Source organism: Haloimpatiens myeolchijeotgali, assembly GCF_042688525.2.
Lineage (GTDB): Bacteria > Bacillota > Clostridia > Clostridiales > Clostridiaceae > Haloimpatiens.
In genome coordinates, this window is sequence record NZ_JBHWAB010000001.1 from 2,619,046 (window position 1) to 2,640,233 (window position 21,188).

The window sequence follows — 21,188 nt, forward strand, 5'->3', positions numbered from 1 at the left end:
TGTTTTTCTTTCAGAAAAATTTATAATTTATAAATTTTCAAAAACAAACTTTTGAAAATCTTCCTTATTTGTACTTTTCTCTTTATACTTTATACTCTTATATTCTATTGTCCCATTCCAAGTTGTGAATACAACCAATTTGATTGAGCATTCATATTGTTCATATAAGTTTCGAGTTTTGCAAACATTTGATAATAATGTTCTTGCTTCCTATACAACTTCTTGTCCATATCTTTTATTGTCTTCTCATATTTTTTTATACTCTTACTCAAATCATTACTAGTTACCCATCTTGTATCTGTATAACCAGCTTTTTTAATTAATGAACCCTCAGAACCTGTATAATCATTAATTATATCTTTAAGTCTTGATAATACTCCTTCTTCTTTATATCTTGTAGTTTTATCTGAAGCACTAGAAGTCTTAGTAAATAAATCTACTATTTGATCACCACGTGTCTCTAAAGCTTTCTTTAACTTTTCTTCATCTATTTCGATTTTTCCTTTTTTTGAATAAATTCTTGATGTAGATAGTCCCATTTCTGTTAAACTAATACCTGAGTCTTCAACTGAATCATAAAAGGCACTTCTCATTCTTGAAACCATTCCATCTAAATAGTTATCATTTCTAAGTATTCCTTGCTTAACCTTCTCATCCCACTTTTTAATTTCATCTTTTTCCATACCCTTTTTTTGTTCAGCTGTAAGTGGCTTATACTTATAATTCTTTTTCTCTGAAATCTTTTTATTAACTTTATCTATAAGCTCATTATATTTTTCTACAAATTTCTTTATTTTATCTACTGTTTTTGATGTATCAGATGTTACATTTAGTGTTATTGCTTCTGTTGTGTCTTTAAATGTTCCATCAGAATTTAATACATCTGCCTGTTTATCTCTTAAATCATACTGTATATTATCTATTGTAAAAGCATTAGATGATTTTTCTACAGTTACAGGTGTTGCCTCACCTGGAGGAGTTATTTGTACCTTAGCATTTTGACCTTGATCTTCTTTATTAATTCCAAGAGTAGATGCTATATTTCCTGTCACATCTTCAATTTTTAATGAAGCCCTTTCTCCTGTTTCACGCGTTTCTATAGTTAATTTTTTTGTAAGTTCACTATAATGTACAGTAACATAATTACCTAAAGAGTCAGTTTTTTTATCTTCAGTTATTTTAGCCCCACTAATGTTATTCATAAAATTATTTAACGTATCATCTGCACCAATTTTTACATTGAATTCTTTTCCATTTGCTGTAATCTTTATTTCTGAATTTGCAGTTATTCCTAAATTTGATAATTTAGTATTTGTACTAAGGCTTAGAATAGATTTATCTTTTAAATTAGCTAATTGCGGAGGCATGTTTCCAGAATCTTGAATAGTTACTTTATCAGAACTTAAAGCTTCAAATTTTAATCTTCCATCAGCTGTATCTGAAACTGTAATCTCTTTAGCTAAATCTACATCTGAGTTAATAATACCTTGTATTTTACTTCCAATATCTGAAACCGTATCTGTATCATTTATACCTGATATAGTAATTTCTTTTGTTGTACCATCACTTAATTCAAATTTTAATTTTTTATCATTCCATTCTGTTGCATTACCAGTTGTAATTTTATCAGTTATAATATTATTAGGAATTATAGAATTCAAATCGTTGCTTTGTACTTTAGCATTCTCTGCTATTTGTCCAACTTTTATTTTGTATGTACCATTAGCTGCACCTGCACATGCAGTTGCTGATGCTATATTTTCATTTGAACTTGTAATTTTAGAAGTTGAATAACCTGAACTTTTCATCATGTTTGTATCTGCATCTGATAATATATCTAAAAATTCACTGTTAAATGCCTTTGTATCTTTAATTATACCTACATAAGCTTCCTGCTTCCATTCAAGCATTTGCTTAGCTTGTTTTTGTTTTTCTACTTTTATATTTTCCGCTGCCATCATTTTTTTTACCATTGCGTCTGTATCCATACCAGTTGCAAGTCCTGTAAATCTCATTACATTACTAGTACTTATGCCGCCTGCTTCTCCCATGTCATATTCCTCCTTCTTTTTTAAATCATAAAAACTGATTCAATTAAAAGTTGACAGTTGATACTTTTAATGACAATTAATAATTAAAAATTAATAATGAATAATTAATGTTGATTTTTACTTTAGTAAAAATCTTAGATTATATATTTATTATTTATTTTTCCATAAGGCAAAATTTCTTTAATTGTTAATTATACATTATTAATTATTTATTATCTTTTTAATAAAAAGTTCCTGTTCTTAGTCTTACGAATTTCAAAAGAGTTATTTTCTGATAATTAATTCCTTTGGAATATTTGTAAGATATCTCTTTTGAATATGAGTAAGACTTAGACTTTATAGTTCTTCAATTTTGTTCCTTTAGTTTACAAGCTACACTTAGCGGAGATAAATGATATTTTGCGTAAAAACCATTTTAACAAATAATTAGTAATTCTTGCTCTAAAAATTTATCCGATAGTTAAGTTTCTCTAAAACTAACTCTTTTTCTATAAGAGTTAGTTAAGAGACACTAAACTCCTGGATAATTTCAACTAACCTTCAAATGAAGTAAAGATTTCATTTGAAGCTAAGTTTCAATTTAATTTTGCGTTAAGAAAAACTCATTGTTTGAGTATAGCGAGTTTGAGTTTTTTAGCAATGTTAAATTTTTAGAGCTTAGAATTACTTTATGCAGTTAAAGGTTTTGTAGCAAAATATCATTTATCAGAGCTTAAGCTTCGAAGCTTGTGCCCATTTTCTATCCATTTTGCTTGGAAACCTTATACGCTTCGTGCCATGTATCTTTTACTTGCTCTATTAATGATATTGCCTCATCCATGATTTTTACATCCTTCTTAATGTTCGCATCAGCTAACGTTCTTACAATAAACTCATATATTGACATAAGCTGCTTTGCCCATTCTCCACCTTTATTCACGTCTAAAGTAGCCATCAACTCATAAAAAATATCTTGAGTTTTTACAATGTTCTCATGAGACTTTGGAATATTCTTATCCACAATAGCTTGTCTGCCTATCTTTGAAAACTTAACAGCTCCATCTACTAACATAAGTAAAAGCTGTTCTTTTGATGCAAAATTTATACTATTATTTTTATAAACATTATACGCTTTTGCTTGACTACCATACATAGGTTATACCTCCTACTTTTTTACATCTAAAAACGTTCCTCTTGATCTAACATTACAATCACATTCAATTTCCTCTTTAAATCCTTTAACATCTATATTTTCAGCTTTGTAAGCTTCTACCTCAAATTTTTCTTTATTCTTCTTATCTTTCTTAGCTTTTTTTAAATTATCTTCAAAACTTCTATTTGATGAACTATCCTTATTTTTGTCTTGATTAATTTTTATTTTATCTTTTCTATGAACCACACCAGATTTTGTAGTATCTTTAACTCTTTGTCTAAGTTCTACGTCAATTTTATTTAATTTATACTCCATATAACCACCCCTTATCAGTTGATAGTTTACAGTTAACAGTTGACAGTTATGGGCACCTTTCTGCTGATTCAGAAAGCTTTCAATTAATTATTTTGCTTAAAGGTAAAATTTCCTTTATCTTTACACTCATCAACTGATGTAAATATCAATTTACCAAAAGATCAAAGTATAACATCATGCAAATTTTCTTAGAATTTATGATATATCAACGTGCTAACGCACATATATAAATATTCATCTTAAATTTCTAACTTACATTTAAATTATAATCTTATCAAGCACATGCTATCGCATAAAACCTTTATTAGTGAATGTAAAATTCATTTAAAATCTTATCACTATATTTAAATAAAAGTTTTTCTGTAAGAAAAACATCCTTAACTTGTCACTTGTCACTTGTCACTTGTCCACTGATAAAGACTTAGAACTTGTTACTTCCGTAACTCAATTCTATTCACTATATATAGTATGTCACAAGCTACACCTAGCGAAGATAAATGATATTTTACGTAAAAACCGTTTGAACGAGCATTAGTAATTCTTGTTCTAAAAATTTAACTTTGCGTTAAGAAAAACTCATTGTTTGAGTATAGCGAGTTTGAGTTTTTTAGTACTATATCATTTATTACCCTTTTATTCACTGACTTGTAACTCTCTGCCTGTGGTAAATATCTATATAGTGTATAGGAAATCATTGGAACGAAGTCTACAAGTTCTTAGTCTTACGAATTTCAAAAGAGTTATTTTCTGATAATCAATTCCTTTGGAATATTTCTCAGAAAATCTCCTTTTGAATATGAGTAAGACTTAGAACTTGTTACTGAAGTGACACGATTCCTAATACTATATAGATATTTACGCCACAGGCAAGGTTTCAGCTTGTAGCCCTAAGCCTTTTCGTCTACAAGAATTCCTATCATTTCACACATTTTTGCTACCATGTCAAGAATCTTCTTAGGTGGTATCTCCTTTACAACTTCCTTCGTTTCATTATCAACTATCTTTATAATATACTCGTTAAACTTATCATGCTTTTCATATTCAATATGAGTTGCAGTATCCTTAATTAACTTATTTATACCATCAACTACATCTCTTACATCTTTTTCGCTTACCTGCTTTAGATATACAGAATCTGAGTTATTATAAACATTTCTATTCTTCTCAGTGCCCACTGTTAATTCATTATTATAATTCTCAAACCCCTGTTTTTGTATAACATTATTCAATCCCATTGAATACCACACCCCCATATTTATTATACTGGCTTGCAACTCTCTGCCTGTGGTAAATATCTATATAGTGTGTAAGGATATCATTGGAACGAAGTCTACAAGTTCTTAGTCTTACGAATTTCAAAAGAGTTATTTTCTGATAACTAATTCCTTTGGAATATTTTTCTGAAAATCTCCTTTTGAATATGAGTAAGACTTAGAACTTGTTACTGAAGTGACACGATTCCTAACACTATATAGATATTTACCTCACAGGCTGATTCTAGCTTACACCCTTAATATTTATATAAATGTTACTTTTTCAATTTATTGAGTATGTCTTTATTAAATGTAATTGCTTGTTTATTTTCATTTTCCACTTCTTTTAAAAGCTCTTTTCTAAGAATTCTTATACTTCTTGGTGCATCTATTGCTATTTTTACCGAATTATTTTCCATATCTACTATATTTATTTCTATATTATCCCCTATTAATATAGCTTCACCCTTTTTTCTTTTAACTACTAACATTAAACTTCCTCCTTAAATAAAGGATATTTTACTGAGTATTTTTCACTATTTAATATTATTTGTTCCCCTATTTTTCCTTTTATATTAATAATTATAGGTGCGATTAAGTTAGTAGTTATATCTTCAACTTTTGAACTTATTGTAACCGTAGTAAAAACCAACACATCTTCAGGTTTTTGTACTTCTAAGTTTTTAATAGTATTATCCTCAAGTTTAAATTCGTAATCCTTTTTTACTAAAAATGGTGAAATTAATGTAAGTCCTATGTCTTTGTCCTCTATAGACTGCATTATTTTAAAAACTTCGTTTTCTTCTACTGGAAATATTATAAATTTCTTTAGTTCAGGAAAACCAGGAATTCCTTTTTGAAAAGTTATTACGTCACTATCTTCGTACTGTCTCACTCCGTGATATTTAGTATTTATACTTTTCATCATTACCCACCTTTTTAAATAATTTATCTTATGTAATCCATAAGTGTTGGTTGAAGTACTTTAGCACTTGTTTGAAGTGATGCTATATATACTGTTTGCATTACTGCAAATTCCATAGTTTTTTCTGTTACATTAATATCTTCTGTATTTGATAATATTTCAGTCATATTAAAGTTTTGATCTTCATTTTTAGATTTAGCACTATCCATTCTATTCTGCTTTGCACCAACTTCTGAACGAAGTTTAAGTACGTTATTCATTGCATCTTTAATATTTTGTAAATCTTCATTTACTAATTTTTTAACAGCATCTACATCTACATTTTCACCATTATCATCTTTACCATCTAAATGATTAACAATGTTTTTGAACATATCTCTCATGTCTTTTCCATTGAATTCTAAAACTTCTCTTGCATTTACATTATAGTCCATTTTAACACCTTGAGAAATTTCTACTGTTAATTTTTGATTTATCATATCATATTGAGGGTCAGAAGGACTTAGTTCTCCGCCGCCTTTTTTATAATACATAATTCTTGTATTAGTGTCTCCACCTTCTACAACTGTCTTTTCAATTGTTTTACCTTTCCAAACAGTATCATTATCCGTACCTAAATCACAATCAGTTATATTAATTTCTGAATCATTCTCAGATATAAACCTTATTGATTGTTCTTTACCATTATATACTGAAGCAACTCTTAATTTTCCCTTTAAACTGCTGCCATCTAATTGTGAATTTATATCTTTAGATAACTCTGCTGCATCAGTATAAGATTTTTTACTTAAAGTAATTTGAACATTATTGGTAGTGTCATAGTTTAACTTAAAACCTATGGTATCCCCTGTTTTCTTATTAGTTATTGCCTCATTTAATTTATCTATATCAATTTTAACTGGCTCAGCATTTTTGTATTTTATTCCACCTTCTACATCTACAGGTTTAGTTGTTCCTCTTGTTCCACCAAAAACGTACTTACCATCAAAGCTAGTATTAAGTATTTGAGAAAATTCTCCTATTTTTTCGTTTATCTCATCTTTAACGGCACTTCTCTCATTTTCACTATATCCAGCATTTCCTGCAGATATTAATAATTCATCTATTCTTTTAAGTACATCTCCAGCTTGTCCTAATGCTGTATCAGTAACATCTAACCAATTTATAGTATCTTTTATATTAGAATTATATTGTTTGTTTGTATTTATTTCTGTATGAAGCTGCATCGCCCTTACTACATTGAAGGGATCATCCGAAGGTCTTCTAAATTCTTTACCTGATGTTAATTGTTCCTGTAGTTTCTTCATATTTGTAAGATTTAATCTCATATCGTTAAGAAACTGATTTGATAACATTCTGTTTGTTACTCTCATTTTATATCACCTCTATTTAAAATTAACGCTTTAATCCATTTACAACAACATCTAATAGTTCATCAACTGTAGATATTATTTTAGCATTTGCTCCGTATGCATGTTGAAATTGTATTAAATTTGCCATTTCTTCATCTAGTGATACTCCTGATACTGAAGCTCTACGTTCCTCAAAGTTTCCTAAAAGTTTTTCTTGATTTTTTACTATTCTTCTTGCTTCATCTTCTTGTATACCAATTGTATCTACTGTATCCTTGAAGTAATTATCAATTGTCATTCCATTAATATCAGAATGTATTGTTTTTACTCCTCCTAGATCATTGTCTTCTTTAAGACCACCAGTCATTTTATCTATAAAATCTTTTCTAGTAGTTTCACCATTTATATTTAAATCTTGAATTTTAAATAGTGTATCTCTGATTCCTGCAATAGCCAAAGCTCTCTTTCCGTCAGTTTCTCCGTCTTCATGATTTTCCGTAGCAGTAGCATATTTATCATCATGAATTCTTGTTTTTATTTGCATAACGTCTTTTAGTATATTCTCATTTATAGCTATATTTCCAGCATTAATTTCTGTTTCTCCACTTAAAACTTCATCTAAATTAGTTATTTTACCATTTGAATCATATTTAGCTTTGTCACTATTTACAAAGAAAGGCATATAATCTTTATCTGGCTCTGGTGGTGTTGATGGATTATTTACAGCATCTGAAATTCCACTATGAACTGCATTAACAGCAAAAGCCATTGCTTTTGCAAGCTTATTCACATGGTCTTCATACTTATCTACATCTTCTTGAACCGACATATAACCTCTTAATGAACCTGATGATGGATTGAATAAACCTAACTGTTTATCTAAACCATTAAAATCTGTATTAGATGTACCTTTGATTTGTATAGTTTTATTATCAGAGTAAGCAGTTCCATCTTCTCTTGCCCATACTACTCTACACTCATCAACATGTCTGTAAACTTGTTGTTTCTCCGCTTTACTAAGTCCATTTACATCAATTTTTATAGTTTTTCCTGGTGCATTACTATCTCCATTTTTAAGATAATGTATTGTTATAGTATTTGTACTATCATCTATTTCTCCCCTTGGTGGTTCTATACCATTTACATAAGAAAATCTACTTACTGCATAATTTGGTTCTTTTCTTACTAAAAGTTTTTCTCCACCATCAGGTACATTTTCAATATTATCTGGAGACAAATCATAAGCATCAAAGTTTTTCTTTTTTAAATCAATATTAAATTCTTTACTTATTTTATCAAATAGTAAGTCTCTTTTATCCATTAAGTCATTTGGCTCTTGACCTGATACTTTAACATTCATTATTTGTTGATTTAATTGGTCTATCTGACTTAACATATTATTTATTTGAAAAACTGTATCCTTAATAATAAGTTGAGTATTACTTCTCGTTTTTTGAAGTTGATTATAAATATGATTTAATTCATTTGTAAGTGTTTTTGACTGCTGAGCTACCTTTGTTCTTGCTGTTGATGTTTCAGCTTGAGTTGATAGCTGCTGCCATGCATCAAAAAACTTACCAACAATATTAGATAGTCCCTCATCTGAAGGTTCATTAAATACTGCTTCTACATCACTCAACATTTTATCTCTTGCTTGATACATGCCCATAGTACTTGATTCATTTCTAACTTGAAAGTCTAAAAATTCATCTCTTACTCTTTGTATTATAGATACTTGGGCTCCTGTTCCAAGTTGTCCTGGTCCCATAGCGTTATTCATAGAAGGCATTTGGAATGGTCTTGTAGTCTCTAATAATGCTCTTTGTCTTGAATATCCTTCTGTGTTTGCATTTGCTATATTATGTGATGTTACATCTATACATTTTTGTTGTGCAAAAAGTCCTCTTTTAGCTACATTAAAAGTAGCAAATAATCCTGACACTTATATCACCTCTAATTGTTTTATCTTCTTAATTTTCCTGTTGCTCCATAAGTTTTTGCTGATCTCCTAGATGGACTTAAAACTTGAAGCATTTTATTTGTATATCCAATCCCTTGTTTTATTAAAAGTTCATTTGTTTCTTTTTGCAAAATAACTTCATTAACTATTTTTCTTATTTTTCTATAATTCTCTTCTAACTCATCATTATTACTTTGAAGTATTATATCACTAATTGCTTTATCTTTAGTTAACTCTTTTCTCAGCATCTCTACTTTAGCAATTTCAATATTGCATTCTTTTATCTCATCTACTATTTTTTCCATTTTAAATGCATCTTCTTTTACTATATTGTCATGCTGTTTTTCTAACATTTCTAATAAATTTTGTAAATTTTTAGTTTGTAGCACAATTATATCATTTAATTTTTTATCCATGATTAAATTTCCTTTCCTTCAATCATTTCCATAATTTTTTGTGATAATGCTTTTGTGTCTACTTTGTAAGTACCATTTCTTATTTGAGTTTTAATCTTTTCTACAGTTTTATTATCTGGAACTATGTTATCCTCTATAGAAAAAGAACTTAAGCTTTTTCCCAGTTCTGAAATTTGTAATGAGTCTTTACTATTAACTTTACTTTTTGATTGTGTTTTGCTTATATTTCTAGCTTTATATAAATTTATAACTTTATTAGTACTTACACCACTTATTTTCATACTACAATACACTCCTTGAATTATTTTTCTACTTACATTATCGGTATTTCAGTACAAAAGTTTAGCATACATATTAAATTTATTTAATAATAAAAAGTTAGGGATTAAATTTCCCTAACTTTTTATTATCTTCCTAAACTTTTAACTCTATCAGCACTACTTACTATACTTGTTATTCTAACACCGAAGTTTTCGTCAACAACTACAACTTCTCCATAGGCTACTATTTTACCGTTAACTAATATTTCCACAGGTTCCTCAGCAAGTTTATCTAATTCTATCAAAGAACCTGTACCAAGATTCAATATATCCTTAATAGTCATCTTTGTTTTTCCAAGGACTACTGATATTTGAAGAGGTACATCTAAAATTAAATCTATATTTTTTGGTGCAGAACTTACTGCAACATTTGGTAATGCATCAAAACTAGCCTTTTGAACTTCTACCTGTGGCTGTGGAACAGTAGTTTCTATATTCTTTTCAACTACTGGCTGCTGCACATTACTCACATTTTCATGTACAGCTTGACTTGGAGTATCTTCCTTTTGTTGTACTGGTTCATCACTACCAGTCATTATACTTACTATTTTTTTAGCTGTTTGTACAGGAAGTATTTGCATTATTTGACTGTCAATTAAATCTCCAATCTTTAATTTAAATGATACTCTTACTATTGGTTCATCTTCACTTATTCCTTCTGCAAGTGGAGAAGTTAAGTCATTCCATATTTTTGATTTAGGTGGTGAAATATTTACTTCTCTTGCAAACATTGTTGCCATTGAAGTAGCGGCAGAACCTATCATTTGATTCATTGCTTCAGAAACTGCACTTTCTTCAATTTCTGATAATTCTTTTATACCTGCCTCAATTTTTCCGTCTCCACCCATCATTAAACTTGCAACTACTGCTGCATCATTTATCTTCATTACAAGTAGATTTTCTCCTATTATTCCACTTGTATATTCAACCTCTAATGATATATTTGGTACTTCAAAAGTATCTCTTAATATTTTTAATGTTGTAACTGAAACTTGAGGAGTGGTTATATTTACTGGTTGATTTATTATCGTTGAAAGTGCTGTAGAAGCAGAACCCATAGAAATATTACCAATCTCGCCAAGCAAATCTCTCTCATTTTCAGATATAATTTCTTCAAATGTTTGTGCCTGTTCTTCTACAGATTCATCTCCCCCTTTTAAAAGAGAGTCTATCTCTTCTTGTGAAAGAAAATCGTTACTCATAATTTTCCACATCCTTATCCTTAATATCTATTACCTGTACCCCTTTGTTCTTTCCTATTGTTCCAACTTTAGCATAATAGTAAGAATCATTACCAATATCTAATCTTATAGGTTTATCTATTTTTTGATCTAAGGTTATAACATCTCCAACCGATAATTTTAAGAAGTCATCAACTATTAGATTTGTACTTCCCAAAACTGCTTTTAAATCTACATCTACAATATTTAACCTTTGTTTTAATTTATCCTTAGATTCTTGTATTAATTCTTCATCACCCTGTTTAAACCAATATTGTACAACAAGCTTATCTAAACATTTTTCAATACTCAAATATGGTATACAAATATTAATAAATGAGCTTGTATTTCCCATTTCTACAGAAAATGTTATTAACGCTACTGCTTCATTTGGAGCTAATGTTTGATTTAACGCAGGATTAGTCTCTAAGTTTTCTATTTCTGGTTCTCCTACTTGTAAAATGTCTTCCCATGCCAACTTTAAGTTAGATATTAAATCCTGATTGACTTTTTTAATTATATTTTTATCAATATCAGTGAATTCTCTAACCTTAACCTCCCTTGTACCATTTCCTCCTAAAAGTATATCTATTACTCTTAAAACAAATTCAGGATTTGCTTCAAATAATATAGAACCACTTAAAGGTGCCATCTTAAATACTGTTAATATAGTTGGATTTGGAACTGAGTGTATAAATTCTTCATAAGTTATCTGCTGTACAGACATTATTCTAACCTTAATGTTCGTTCTCAACTGTGCAGATAAATAATTAGATATTATTCTAGAATAATTATCATGAATAAGTTCAAGTGTTCTAATATGATCCTTGGAAAATTTTTGTGGACTTCTAAAATCATATAATTTTACTTTATGCTCTTCATCTTTTGATAGCTGATCTGGTTCCAATTCCCCGGAGGATAAGGCAGATAATAGGGCATCTATTTCGGTTTGGGATAATACTTCTGCCATATTAATACCTCATTTCTATTTAGTTTAATTTGACTAACTTAATATTAATTTGTCTATATCTACTAAAGTTACTATTCTATCTTTAAACTTTATAACACCTTTTATATATGCTTTCCTATCTGAATCACCAATAGCTTCAATCATACTTTCATTAACATCTAACACTTCATCTACTTGATCTACACTTATTCCTACTACTTCTTCATCCATAGATATAATTATTATATTTTCTTGATTTTCACTTGTATTGTCAATATCTAAAAGTAAATTTAAATTCAATAATGAAATTATATTTCCCCTTAGGTTTATTAACCCTCTTATATATTTTGGTGCTTTTGGAACCTTTGTTATTTTCATCATATCACTTATATTTTGAACTTTTGCAGTTTCCACTGCAAATTGTTCATCATTTAGCCTGAAGATTACAACTTGCATATTCTCACCCCTAGCCAAGTACTTTTTTTATAGCTTCTAAAACTCTATCAGCTTGAAACGGCTTAACAATAAAATCTCTCGCACCTGCTTTTATTGCATCCATAACCATTGTTTGTTGTCCCATTGCACTACACATTATTACTTTTGCACTTGCATTAATTTGTTTTATAGCTTTCACTGCTTCAATACCATCCATATCTGGCATTGTAATATCCATAGTAACTATATCTGGTTCAAATTTTTTGTAAAGTTCTACAGCTTGTATTCCATTGTTGGCTTCTCCAACAACTTCAAAACCGTTTTTCTCTAAAATATCCTTTATCATCATTCTCATAAAAGCAGCGTCATCAACTATTAGTACTTTTGCACTCATTTCTATCTTACCTCCACTTATTTTATTCCTATTGAAGTTAATATTTTTTCTAATGATCCAGGCATAGGTATATAATAAAAATGCCCATTTATTTTTAAATTATCTTGTAAAAATGCAGTTTCGATATCTAAAACATAATCATCGAACTGACCTGATTCAATAAATGTTGTAGAAAGCATCGCACCTAACATATCATAAGTAGCTGCAGGTACTGAAGGCATTATCACTAAATTAGTAAACTTTGCTATAGAATTCATATATGCGCTAGATACAATATTTCCTATTTCACATAATACAGAATTTCCAAGCTCAGTTATTTCTTCAGTATCTTCACCAGTAAGTTTACTTATAATACCCAATGCAACTTTCTTTTCAAATATAAACAATATATTTCCAGGAGTATCTCCAAGAACCCTTACTAAAACTCCTATAACTACCTGTTCTCCACCTATTTCTGTAAATATATCATCAAAAGAAACTACATTAATTGATGGAACAGTCATATTTACTGTTGTAGACAGTAATTGTGACAAAGCGGTTGCAGCATTTCCCGCTCCAATATTGGCAACTTCCTTAAGCGCATCTAATTGTAAATCATTTAGATCTAAATAGCTCATGGTATTCCTCCTTATACTAGAGCTGCAACATCAAGAATTAGCGTAACAAGCCCTCCTAAGATTGTAGCACCAATATACTCTTTTAGTCCTTGTAAAGTTTTTCCTAATGGCTTTATTACTATTTCCTGTTGTCCAAGTAATGAGTCTACCAATAGTCCAACTGTTTTTTCACCAACTCTAACTATGATAATATATTTCTTACTATCTTCATCAGTTTCTATTCCAAGTTTTTCATTTGCTCTAATCAATGGAATTACAGTATCTCCATATAAAATAACTTCTTTATTATTTGTTTTCTTTATTAATTTTTCTTCATAATCAATTACTCTATCAATATATCCAAGTGAAATTGCCATAGTTTCGGTACCAACTTTTACAAGTAGCGCTTGAATAATTTGCAGTGTCAATGGTAATCTTATAATAAAAGAAGTACCTTTGTCAATCTCACTAACTAAATCTACTGTTCCTCCAAGAGTAGTAATCTTTGTTTTAACAACATCCATTCCTACTCCTCTTCCTGAAACATCTGTAACTTCTTTATTTGTACTAAATCCTTGTTCAAATATTAAGTTTCTTAAATCTGAATCATTCATTCCTTCAGTTTTTATTCCAAGACTTTCTGCTTTTTCTTTGATGACTTGAGGATCTATTCCTCCTCCATCATCTGATACTTTTATTACAGCTTTTGTTCCTTCTTGATATGCTATAAGTTTTATTTTACCAACTGGGTCTTTACCTTTTTTAATTCTTTTTTCTGTAGATTCTACTCCATGATCTGCTGCATTCCTAAGTAAGTGAATAAGTGGCTCACCTATTTCATCAATTACAGTCCTATCTAATTCTGTCTCTTGTCCTTTTATAATAAGTTCCATATCTTTTCCAAGTTCAACAGATAAATCTCTTATCATTCTAGGGAACCTATTAAATACAACCTCTAAAGGAAGCATTCTTATCTTCATAACTAAATCTTGAAGATCAGACGTTGTTCTTGCTATTTGTTCAAGAGTTTCATTAAGTTCTAATAATTTATGATTTTGACTTATTTGTTCTAATCTTGTTCTATGAATTACAAGTTCTGAAACCATATTCATAAATTTATCTAATCTTTCTAAGTCTACTCTTACTGATTGATGCGCTTTTTTATGATGATTACCTGATTCACTAGAAGATTTTTTTCTTTTAGTTACATTCTTTTTCTTTGGTTGTTTTTCAACTTTATCTTTTTCTGTATTTTTATCTTTCTCTTCAGCTTTAGTATTTGTTTTATCATCTGAATTCATATTATTTTTTTCATTTGTATCAAATTTAACTTCATCTACTATAACTTTATCTACTTCTGAAATGTTCATTACAACATTATATACTTCATCTTTACTCTTTTCAGTTAGATAAACAAGACTTATTGTTAAATCAAAATTTTCATTTTCAATATCTTCTGTAGCAGGTATAGATTTAATAATCTCTCCCCAATCTTCCAAATCTTTAAATATTAAAAATGCTCTAGCTGATTTCAATAATGTATTTTCATTTAAAAATACATGTATCTTAAAAGCATTGAAGTTTCTATCTTTAGCTTGTTTTATTACATTAATATCATACTCATTTAATTGAATTTCTTGTACTTCAAGATTTTGGTTTTGAACAGGAAGAGGTTCTTCTTCTTTTTCCTCTTCTTCTTCCTCTACATTTCCATCTGTTAAATTTTCTAAATCCTCCATTATTTCATCAATTGGAGTATCTTCTTCAGTTTCTTCTGCTATATTGTTAATCATTTGTTCTAACGTGTCTAGACACTTAAAGAGTATTGTAACTACTTTTTGTGTTACTTTTAATTCTCCGTCTCTAAACTCTGTTAGTACATCTTCCATCTTATGAGTTAATTCGGCAATCTTTGAAAAACCCATTGTTGCAGCCATACCCTTTAATGTGTGAGCTACCCTAAATATTTCATTTAGTTTATCAACATCTTCTGGATTCTGTTCTAATTCCAATAATGAATCATTTAGAATTTGAAGATTATCCATTGATTCTTCTAAAAACATTGACATATATTGAGAAGTATCCATTATCTTTACCTCCTATATTTTCTTATATATAAACGTGGAGGACTTTTCAAAACCAAAATCTTTATAATTATATATACTTTCTGTTGCTCCTACAAATAGTAGCCCTCCTTTTTTAAGTGATTCACTAAATTTTTTATAAATTGCATCTTTTATATCAGGTTTAAAATAAATTACAACATTTCTACATACTATTAAATCAAAATTTTTATCATAATTTTGTAGTATTAAATCATGTTTCTTAAAACTTACCATATTCTTTATTTTATCTTTTATAACATATTTATCGTTACTTTTTATAAAATATTTATCTAGTAAATTTTTCTTTACATTTTTTATCTCTGTTTGTACATATTCTCCTTTTTTTGCTCTTTGTAAAATATTTGAATCAATGTCAGTAGCTATAATTTTATGATTAACTCTTGGAGAACATTGATCTAATATCATTGCTATAGAATAGGGTTCTGCGCCTATAGAACATGCTGCGCTCCATATTTTCAATGGTCTACTGCTGCTTAAAAGTTCTTGTTTTATTTTTTTTGATAATTCTTCAAAAATTTCAGGATTTCTAAAGAACTCTGTTACATTTATCGTAATAAAATCTAAAAACTTTTCCCTTTGGGCTTTATCTTTTTTTAATAAAGTTACATAATCATCTACTTTATCTACACCCACTCTTGACATTAAACTTAATATTCTTCTATGAAGTTGATTAGATTTATAGGCCGATAAATTTATATTAAATTCTCTAAATACCCATTTTTCAAACTGAACCAGATCCATCTTTTACCTCCCTGTTTCTTTTACTACTTTGGTAATTTCATCAGATATTTCAGTAAGTGGTAACACAATATCTACTTTTCCTGTTTCATAAGCTGCTTTAGGCATTCCATATATTGTACAAGTAGATTCATCTTCTGATACAGTGATTCCTCCATTGTCCTTTATATATGCTGTTCCTTGTGAACCATCTTTACCCATACCTGTAAGGACTACGCTAATCAAATGTGCCCCATATACATCTGAAGCAGAATAAAATAACTTGTCCACTGCAGGTCTTACACCCCAAATTGCAGGTTCTTTATTTAAATGAATTCTTTTATCTTTTTCTACCTGCATATGAAATCCTCCAGGTGCTATATAAACAACATTTTTTTGTATAATGTCATTTTCACTGGCTTCAACTACTTCTAAATTACTATTTCGGTTTAGTCTATCAGCAAAAGCTTTTGTAAATCCTACTGGCATATGCTGTACAACAAAAACAGGGACATTTAAATCTTTTGGAAGTTTTGTAATAACACTATATAATGCTTTTGGTCCTCCAGTAGAAGCACCTATTACCACAGCATCGATTCTTTTGCTTATTCTTTTTAATCTTGGTGTTTCAACCTTTTTCTTTCTTATTTTTACTTTATCATTTATTTCTTTTGCAGCTACTCTAATTTTTTGTATAAGTTCTTTTTTTACTTTATCTATGTCTAATGATATTGCCCCAGAAGGTTTTGCTAAAAAATCAAACGCTCCTTTGGCAAGACACTCCATAGTCAAATTTACACTTTGTTTTGACACACTACTTAAAACTATTGTAGGAATATTCATTTTTCTATTTCTCATTTCTTTTAGTGCAGTCATTCCATCCATCTTAGGCATTTCAACATCTAAAGTAATAATATCTGGATTAAATTTTGGTATCTTTTCTAATAACTCTTGTCCATTTCTTGCTGTAGTTACAACTTTCATATCTTGTTCTGAATTTATCATATCAGAAATTATTTTTCTCATTAAAGCTGAATCGTCTACTACCATAACTTTTATTTGATTCAAATAAACCACACTCCAATATCTAGATTTGTTTGATTCCAAATCCTACTGTTTTAATTTCTACTATACCAGTTGAAGTATCAAATATCATTGTTCTTCCCTTATTTCCTCTAATTTCTTCGCCTAAAATTGGTATTGATAATTCCGCTAATACCTTTTTCACTGATTGACAATTTCTGTTTCCCACATCCATTATCATACTCTTATCTGAGAAATTAAACATGGAGGCCCCTCCAGCAATCTTGGCCTTAAAATTTCTTCTTTTTGCTCCTTTTGATTCCATTTTCTGAATCAATATAGGAATAGCTAAATCAGCAAATTTAAATTGGTTAGTTACTTTTGAAAATTGTGTACTATCAGGAAGCATTATATGTGCTAAACCACCTATTTTATTAATTCTATCATACAATGCAATTCCAACACATGACCCTAATCCTACCGTTATTAACCTATCTGGTGGAGATGCTATATTCAAATCTGCTATTCCTATTCTAATATCTTTTGATTTCATTTTTATCCCCTTCTGTATTAAATACTATAGCCAGCGTATATTACATAATCATTTCTTTTTCTTCATTAGTAAGTATTTCTGAAATATTTAAAAATATGATTATCTTACCATTTATTTTAATTAACCCTTTTATATATCTTTTTGAAACGCCTGCTACAATTTCAGGTTGTTCTTCAATATTCTCAGTTTTTATATCTTTTACTTCTGAAACTACATCAACTATTATTCCAATTTTATCTTTATCTTGTTTTGCAACTATTATTTTTGCATCATCTTTAATTTCATTACAGGGTAAATTAAATTTTTTAGCCAAAGATATCACTGGCAATATCCTATCTTGATAGTTCATGACTCCTTCTACAAAACTAGGAGAGTCTGGCAATTCAGTTGGTACTGTATATCCAACTATTCTTTCCACTTCCATTATATCAGCAGCATAATATTCTCCATTAATATTGAAAATTAAAACTTTAACTTCTTTTTCATTCATGGCATTACCCTCCTACATCTTCAATTTTTCTACAACAAGTTCCCCTGCAGTATCTAAATATACATGTACGTCTCTACTTGCTATATCTAAAACATACTCCTTAGTACCGACTACAAACAAAGTATTTTGATAAGCATTTTTTGCCCATATATGACCATCTTTCTCCACATAAACTTTAGTAGATACTCCTCCATAGCTTCCTAAAATAGAACATTCTACTTTATTTTTAGCCTTAATAATGCCTCCTCTAGCTACTGTCCTTTCTCCTTTAAAATACACACTATCATTTGCTGTTATTTGAGATACATATTCTCCTTTACCTGTTATATATATACTTCCAGAACTTTCGATTTTTGAGTCTTGGCAATAATTAATATCAATATCCACTGGAAGTTTTAATTTAAGCTTTAAACTTTCTACTTTGTCTTCAATAAATTTAACCACTTTGTTTAGCTCTAAAACATTTTGTATGTTTACTGGAGCCAATCCTATAAATTTTTTATTTATTAATTCAGTAACATCATCAATATTTTCTTCACCGTTTAATTTATATCCACATAGCTTAAAGTAGAGTTTAGGTATATCCCTATATTTTTTCTCTACAAGCATTTTAATAATTTCTCCATCTTTAAGTACTCTGGAGTTTTGAAATTTCTTCACTTGCTTTACCGCATCTATTAAAGAAACTATGCTGTGTGTTATTTTATCTAAATAATCAATTTCTTTTTGGAGATACACATCTTTGCCACCTGCTGCTACACTTGATAAAATAATATTTTTCTTAATTGTAACGTTATTTTTACTAAATATTTCTGCATTAGTAACATTACCATCTATTACAACATTCCCTGCTGCCTTTACTTTCATTCCTTCTGTAATATTCCCATGCACTATTACTTCACCAACAAAATCAATATTACCACTTTTAAGATTTACATCACCATGAACTTCATGTACAGGATATACAAAAAATGTACTATTTCTAAAACTAGGCTTTCCATCTATTAATGCTACTACCTTATTTTTCTCTTGAATTTCACATCCATCAGAAGCTTTAATAGCCACCTTTTTACCTCTTTTTCTTTTTATTACTTTTCCAACAACATTATTCCCATCTTGTCCACTTTTACCTAGATGCCTTACAGCTAAGACTTGACCTTTGATTACAGTATTTATTTTCTTTATATTTTTGTAATCTACTCTATCTTCGTCATCAACCTTTATTTGATTATCAACTTGAAATTTATATTCAATGCTATCATCATCATCATCTACACACGCAACACCTTTTGCTACCAACATATTATCTATGCCTTTAGCATTGGTACATTTAATAACATTTTCTTCTATTATACCATAATTTATATCATTTTTCGCTAATTCTTCCTGAATTTCTTGTTTTTTGTATATAGGTGGATTAATCTTTTGCTTAACCTCTTCTTCCAATGTTATAGTATTTTTTTCTTCTTTATCCTTTAAAGCATAAATACATTGAGCCTTGTATTTTATAGTAATATATGCTTCCATTTTATTATTACTAAACTCTATATTAAGCTTTCTTTCTGCTATATTTTCAGGCATTATAATTTGGATATCACTTTCCTCATTTACCTCTTTTTTAGCAAATATTTGTTTATTGTCAACTAATACTTTTACATTTTTTGATGGAACTATGTATGCAGCTCTACCACCTTTTTTAGGATTTTTAATTGTTAATTTTCCATTTTCAACTTTAGCTGTACCATTTATTTCATCTTTCTTAATTTTATCTTTTTGTGTTTGAACCTGGTTACTTTGTTCTTTTTCTTCGTTATCCTTATGCTCTATTTTAACCTCTATGGTTGTCCTTTTTATAAATAACCCATTTTTTTGTTGTATAATTTCATAATTTAATTTATCTTCTGCAATATTAAATTCTTCACTGGCCTTCTTTATACATTCCTCCAAAGTTCTACATGTAATTGTTTTATTTTTCATATCTCAAACCCCGTTCCAAAATATTCTCTCTTATATAAAATATTCTTAAACTAAGAATAAAGTGATTATTCACATTTATATTATCGTATGAATTTTTCTATTCTTTATTGCATAATATTTATTAATTTCTTTTAGATTTTACATATTTATTAATATGCTCATCATATTTACATTTAATTCTATTTAAAACTACGTTATTCGCAGATTCGAATTTAAATTCATCAACTCTACTAATTGGAAGAACCTTAGGAGATGTTCCACAAATAAATAACGCATCAAACTTTTTAATATCATTGTAATGGACTTTTGATTCTTTTACGTCTAAACCCAATTTGCTGCAAAGTTCCATTATAACTGCTCTAGTAACACCAGGTAATACATCTTTAAGAGGTGCTGTTAATACTTCATTATCTTTAACCATGAAAATATTGGATTTGCTTCCTTCTGTTATATTACCATCCCTATCTACTAAAATAGCTTCATATGCCTTTTTTGAGTCTATTTCTATATTCACCTTTTTTCTAAAATCACTATCAATTACTTTAGCATTAGGATTATTTCTTTCTCCATGATACAAAATTGTACTTACTCCTTTATGATACATATCTTGTGTTGGATATTTATGTTTTATAAAATACATCATAAAATTGTTTTCTTTGTTAAAGTTAAATACTATTTTTACATTTCCTGCTTCAACTTTATTTGCATTTACAAGTTCTATTATATATTCTTCTATTTTTTTACTATCTAACCATACATTTTCCCCTGTTAATTTAGATGAATATTGAAGTCTTTCTAGATGCTTCTCAACATATAGAGGAACTCCTTGTATAATCCTAATTACTTCATATAATGATTTCCCTTCTTTTAAATATTTTTCATCAAAATCTTCACTTTTCTTGATCTTGTCATTAAAGACATAGTAATTGTTTACACATTCACTCATTTAATATCCCCCTCACATTAATGTCTTTTATTTTAAAA

The 21,188-nt window shown here is 28.9% G+C and carries 22 protein-coding genes; all 22 read right to left on the reverse strand.

The window, feature by feature from the left end; genetic code table 11:
• Positions 1 to 104: 104 nt before the first annotated feature.
• Positions 105 to 2,051, reverse strand: coding sequence for a flagellar filament capping protein FliD (gene fliD / locus ACFIJ5_RS11740; RefSeq protein WP_379807226.1), 1,947 nt, complete (start codon positions 2,049 to 2,051; stop codon positions 105 to 107).
• A 739-nt stretch (positions 2,052 to 2,790) separates the two neighbouring features.
• Positions 2,791 to 3,183: a flagellar export chaperone FliS gene (gene fliS / locus ACFIJ5_RS11745; protein ID WP_379807228.1), complete on the reverse strand. Its 393-nt coding sequence runs from the start codon at positions 3,181 to 3,183 to the stop codon at positions 2,791 to 2,793.
• Positions 3,184 to 3,195: 12 nt separating this feature from the next.
• The gene (locus ACFIJ5_RS11750) at positions 3,196 to 3,498 is read right to left on the reverse strand and encodes a hypothetical protein (protein ID WP_379807230.1); all 303 of its coding nucleotides are present in this window, start codon (positions 3,496 to 3,498) and stop codon (positions 3,196 to 3,198) included.
• A gap of 887 nt (positions 3,499 to 4,385) precedes the next feature.
• Positions 4,386 to 4,733 (reverse strand): flagellar protein FlaG, encoded by a 348-nt coding sequence (locus ACFIJ5_RS11755; protein ID WP_379807232.1) that lies wholly within the window; start codon positions 4,731 to 4,733, stop codon positions 4,386 to 4,388.
• A gap of 293 nt (positions 4,734 to 5,026) precedes the next feature.
• Positions 5,027 to 5,242 (reverse strand): carbon storage regulator CsrA, encoded by a 216-nt coding sequence (gene csrA / locus ACFIJ5_RS11760; RefSeq protein ID WP_379807234.1) that lies wholly within the window; start codon positions 5,240 to 5,242, stop codon positions 5,027 to 5,029.
• Positions 5,242 to 5,676, reverse strand: a complete 435-nt coding sequence (gene fliW / locus ACFIJ5_RS11765) for a flagellar assembly protein FliW (protein WP_379807236.1) — start codon at positions 5,674 to 5,676, stop codon at positions 5,242 to 5,244. Before fliW ends, csrA begins: the two co-directional genes overlap by 1 nt.
• 23 nt (positions 5,677 to 5,699) lie before the next feature.
• Positions 5,700 to 7,049, reverse strand: coding sequence for a flagellar hook-associated protein FlgL (gene flgL / locus ACFIJ5_RS11770; RefSeq protein WP_379807238.1), 1,350 nt, complete (start codon positions 7,047 to 7,049; stop codon positions 5,700 to 5,702).
• A 22-nt stretch (positions 7,050 to 7,071) separates the two neighbouring features.
• Positions 7,072 to 8,970 (reverse strand): flagellar hook-associated protein FlgK, encoded by a 1,899-nt coding sequence (flgK, locus tag ACFIJ5_RS11775; protein WP_379807240.1) that lies wholly within the window; start codon positions 8,968 to 8,970, stop codon positions 7,072 to 7,074.
• Positions 8,971 to 8,990: 20 nt separating this feature from the next.
• Positions 8,991 to 9,404 carry a flagellar protein FlgN gene (locus ACFIJ5_RS11780; RefSeq protein ID WP_379807242.1) on the reverse strand — a complete coding sequence of 138 codons (414 nt, stop codon included), beginning with the start codon at positions 9,402 to 9,404 and terminating at the stop codon, positions 8,991 to 8,993.
• Positions 9,405 to 9,406: 2 nt separating this feature from the next.
• A complete protein-coding gene (gene flgM, locus ACFIJ5_RS11785; protein ID WP_379807244.1) occupies positions 9,407 to 9,685 on the reverse strand; it encodes a flagellar biosynthesis anti-sigma factor FlgM in 279 nt (92 codons plus the stop codon).
• 125 nt (positions 9,686 to 9,810) lie between these two features.
• Entirely contained in the window at positions 9,811 to 10,926 is a 1,116-nt protein-coding gene (gene fliY, locus ACFIJ5_RS11790; RefSeq protein WP_379807246.1) for a flagellar motor switch phosphatase FliY, read from the reverse strand.
• A complete protein-coding gene (fliM, locus tag ACFIJ5_RS11795) occupies positions 10,919 to 11,914 on the reverse strand; it encodes a flagellar motor switch protein FliM (RefSeq protein WP_379807248.1) in 996 nt (331 codons plus the stop codon). The genes fliY and fliM overlap by 8 nt, the downstream gene beginning before the upstream one ends.
• Before the next feature lie 33 nt (positions 11,915 to 11,947).
• Complete coding sequence (locus ACFIJ5_RS11800; RefSeq protein ID WP_379807250.1) at positions 11,948 to 12,349, reverse strand: chemotaxis protein CheW; 402 nt, start codon at positions 12,347 to 12,349, stop codon at positions 11,948 to 11,950.
• A gap of 10 nt (positions 12,350 to 12,359) precedes the next feature.
• Entirely contained in the window at positions 12,360 to 12,722 is a 363-nt protein-coding gene (locus tag ACFIJ5_RS11805; RefSeq protein ID WP_379807252.1) for a response regulator, read from the reverse strand.
• Positions 12,723 to 12,739: 17 nt separating this feature from the next.
• Positions 12,740 to 13,339, reverse strand: a complete 600-nt coding sequence (locus ACFIJ5_RS11810; RefSeq protein ID WP_379807254.1) for a chemotaxis protein CheC — start codon at positions 13,337 to 13,339, stop codon at positions 12,740 to 12,742.
• An 11-nt stretch (positions 13,340 to 13,350) separates the two neighbouring features.
• Positions 13,351 to 15,405, reverse strand: a complete 2,055-nt coding sequence (locus tag ACFIJ5_RS11815) for a chemotaxis protein CheW (RefSeq protein WP_379807256.1) — start codon at positions 15,403 to 15,405, stop codon at positions 13,351 to 13,353.
• Between the two features lie 12 nt (positions 15,406 to 15,417).
• On the reverse strand, positions 15,418 to 16,185 hold the full coding sequence (locus tag ACFIJ5_RS11820) for a CheR family methyltransferase (RefSeq protein WP_379807258.1): 768 nt from the start codon (positions 16,183 to 16,185) through the stop codon (positions 15,418 to 15,420).
• Positions 16,186 to 16,188: 3 nt separating this feature from the next.
• Positions 16,189 to 17,229 carry a protein-glutamate methylesterase/protein-glutamine glutaminase gene (locus tag ACFIJ5_RS11825; RefSeq protein ID WP_379807260.1) on the reverse strand — a complete coding sequence of 347 codons (1,041 nt, stop codon included), beginning with the start codon at positions 17,227 to 17,229 and terminating at the stop codon, positions 16,189 to 16,191.
• Between the two features lie 19 nt (positions 17,230 to 17,248).
• Positions 17,249 to 17,737 (reverse strand): chemotaxis protein CheD, encoded by a 489-nt coding sequence (locus tag ACFIJ5_RS11830; RefSeq protein WP_379807262.1) that lies wholly within the window; start codon positions 17,735 to 17,737, stop codon positions 17,249 to 17,251.
• A gap of 40 nt (positions 17,738 to 17,777) precedes the next feature.
• A complete protein-coding gene (locus ACFIJ5_RS11835) occupies positions 17,778 to 18,227 on the reverse strand; it encodes a chemotaxis protein CheW (RefSeq protein ID WP_379807264.1) in 450 nt (149 codons plus the stop codon).
• 12 nt (positions 18,228 to 18,239) lie between these two features.
• Positions 18,240 to 20,204, reverse strand: coding sequence for a flagellar assembly protein A (locus ACFIJ5_RS11840; protein ID WP_379807266.1), 1,965 nt, complete (start codon positions 20,202 to 20,204; stop codon positions 18,240 to 18,242).
• A gap of 121 nt (positions 20,205 to 20,325) precedes the next feature.
• Positions 20,326 to 21,150 (reverse strand): aminotransferase class IV, encoded by an 825-nt coding sequence (locus ACFIJ5_RS11845; protein WP_379807268.1) that lies wholly within the window; start codon positions 21,148 to 21,150, stop codon positions 20,326 to 20,328.
• Between the last annotated feature and the right edge of the window lie 38 nt (positions 21,151 to 21,188).

Coding starts and splice junctions, on each gene's coding strand:
- fliD (WP_379807226.1), bottom strand. CDS start 2,051: ATGGGAGAAGCAGGCGGCATAAGTACTAGTAATGTAATGAGATTTACA.
- fliS (WP_379807228.1), bottom strand. CDS start 3,183: ATGTATGGTAGTCAAGCAAAAGCGTATAATGTTTATAAAAATAATAGT.
- ACFIJ5_RS11750 (WP_379807230.1), bottom strand. CDS start 3,498: ATGGAGTATAAATTAAATAAAATTGACGTAGAACTTAGACAAAGAGTT.
- ACFIJ5_RS11755 (WP_379807232.1), bottom strand. CDS start 4,733: ATGGGATTGAATAATGTTATACAAAAACAGGGGTTTGAGAATTATAAT.
- csrA (WP_379807234.1), bottom strand. CDS start 5,242: ATGTTAGTAGTTAAAAGAAAAAAGGGTGAAGCTATATTAATAGGGGAT.
- fliW (WP_379807236.1), bottom strand. CDS start 5,676: ATGAAAAGTATAAATACTAAATATCACGGAGTGAGACAGTACGAAGAT.
- flgL (WP_379807238.1), bottom strand. CDS start 7,049: ATGAGAGTAACAAACAGAATGTTATCAAATCAGTTTCTTAACGATATG.
- ACFIJ5_RS11780 (WP_379807242.1), bottom strand. CDS start 9,404: ATGGATAAAAAATTAAATGATATAATTGTGCTACAAACTAAAAATTTA.
- flgM (WP_379807244.1), bottom strand. CDS start 9,685: ATGAAAATAAGTGGTGTAAGTACTAATAAAGTTATAAATTTATATAAA.
- fliY (WP_379807246.1), bottom strand. CDS start 10,926: ATGAGTAACGATTTTCTTTCACAAGAAGAGATAGACTCTCTTTTAAAA.
- fliM (WP_379807248.1), bottom strand. CDS start 11,914: ATGGCAGAAGTATTATCCCAAACCGAAATAGATGCCCTATTATCTGCC.
- ACFIJ5_RS11800 (WP_379807250.1), bottom strand. CDS start 12,349: ATGCAAGTTGTAATCTTCAGGCTAAATGATGAACAATTTGCAGTGGAA.
- ACFIJ5_RS11805 (WP_379807252.1), bottom strand. CDS start 12,722: ATGAGTGCAAAAGTACTAATAGTTGATGACGCTGCTTTTATGAGAATG.
- ACFIJ5_RS11810 (WP_379807254.1), bottom strand. CDS start 13,339: ATGAGCTATTTAGATCTAAATGATTTACAATTAGATGCGCTTAAGGAA.
- ACFIJ5_RS11815 (WP_379807256.1), bottom strand. CDS start 15,405: ATGGATACTTCTCAATATATGTCAATGTTTTTAGAAGAATCAATGGAT.
- ACFIJ5_RS11820 (WP_379807258.1), bottom strand. CDS start 16,185: ATGGATCTGGTTCAGTTTGAAAAATGGGTATTTAGAGAATTTAATATA.
- ACFIJ5_RS11830 (WP_379807262.1), bottom strand. CDS start 17,737: ATGAAATCAAAAGATATTAGAATAGGAATAGCAGATTTGAATATAGCA.
- ACFIJ5_RS11835 (WP_379807264.1), bottom strand. CDS start 18,227: ATGAATGAAAAAGAAGTTAAAGTTTTAATTTTCAATATTAATGGAGAA.
- ACFIJ5_RS11840 (WP_379807266.1), bottom strand. CDS start 20,204: ATGAAAAATAAAACAATTACATGTAGAACTTTGGAGGAATGTATAAAG.
- ACFIJ5_RS11845 (WP_379807268.1), bottom strand. CDS start 21,150: ATGAGTGAATGTGTAAACAATTACTATGTCTTTAATGACAAGATCAAG.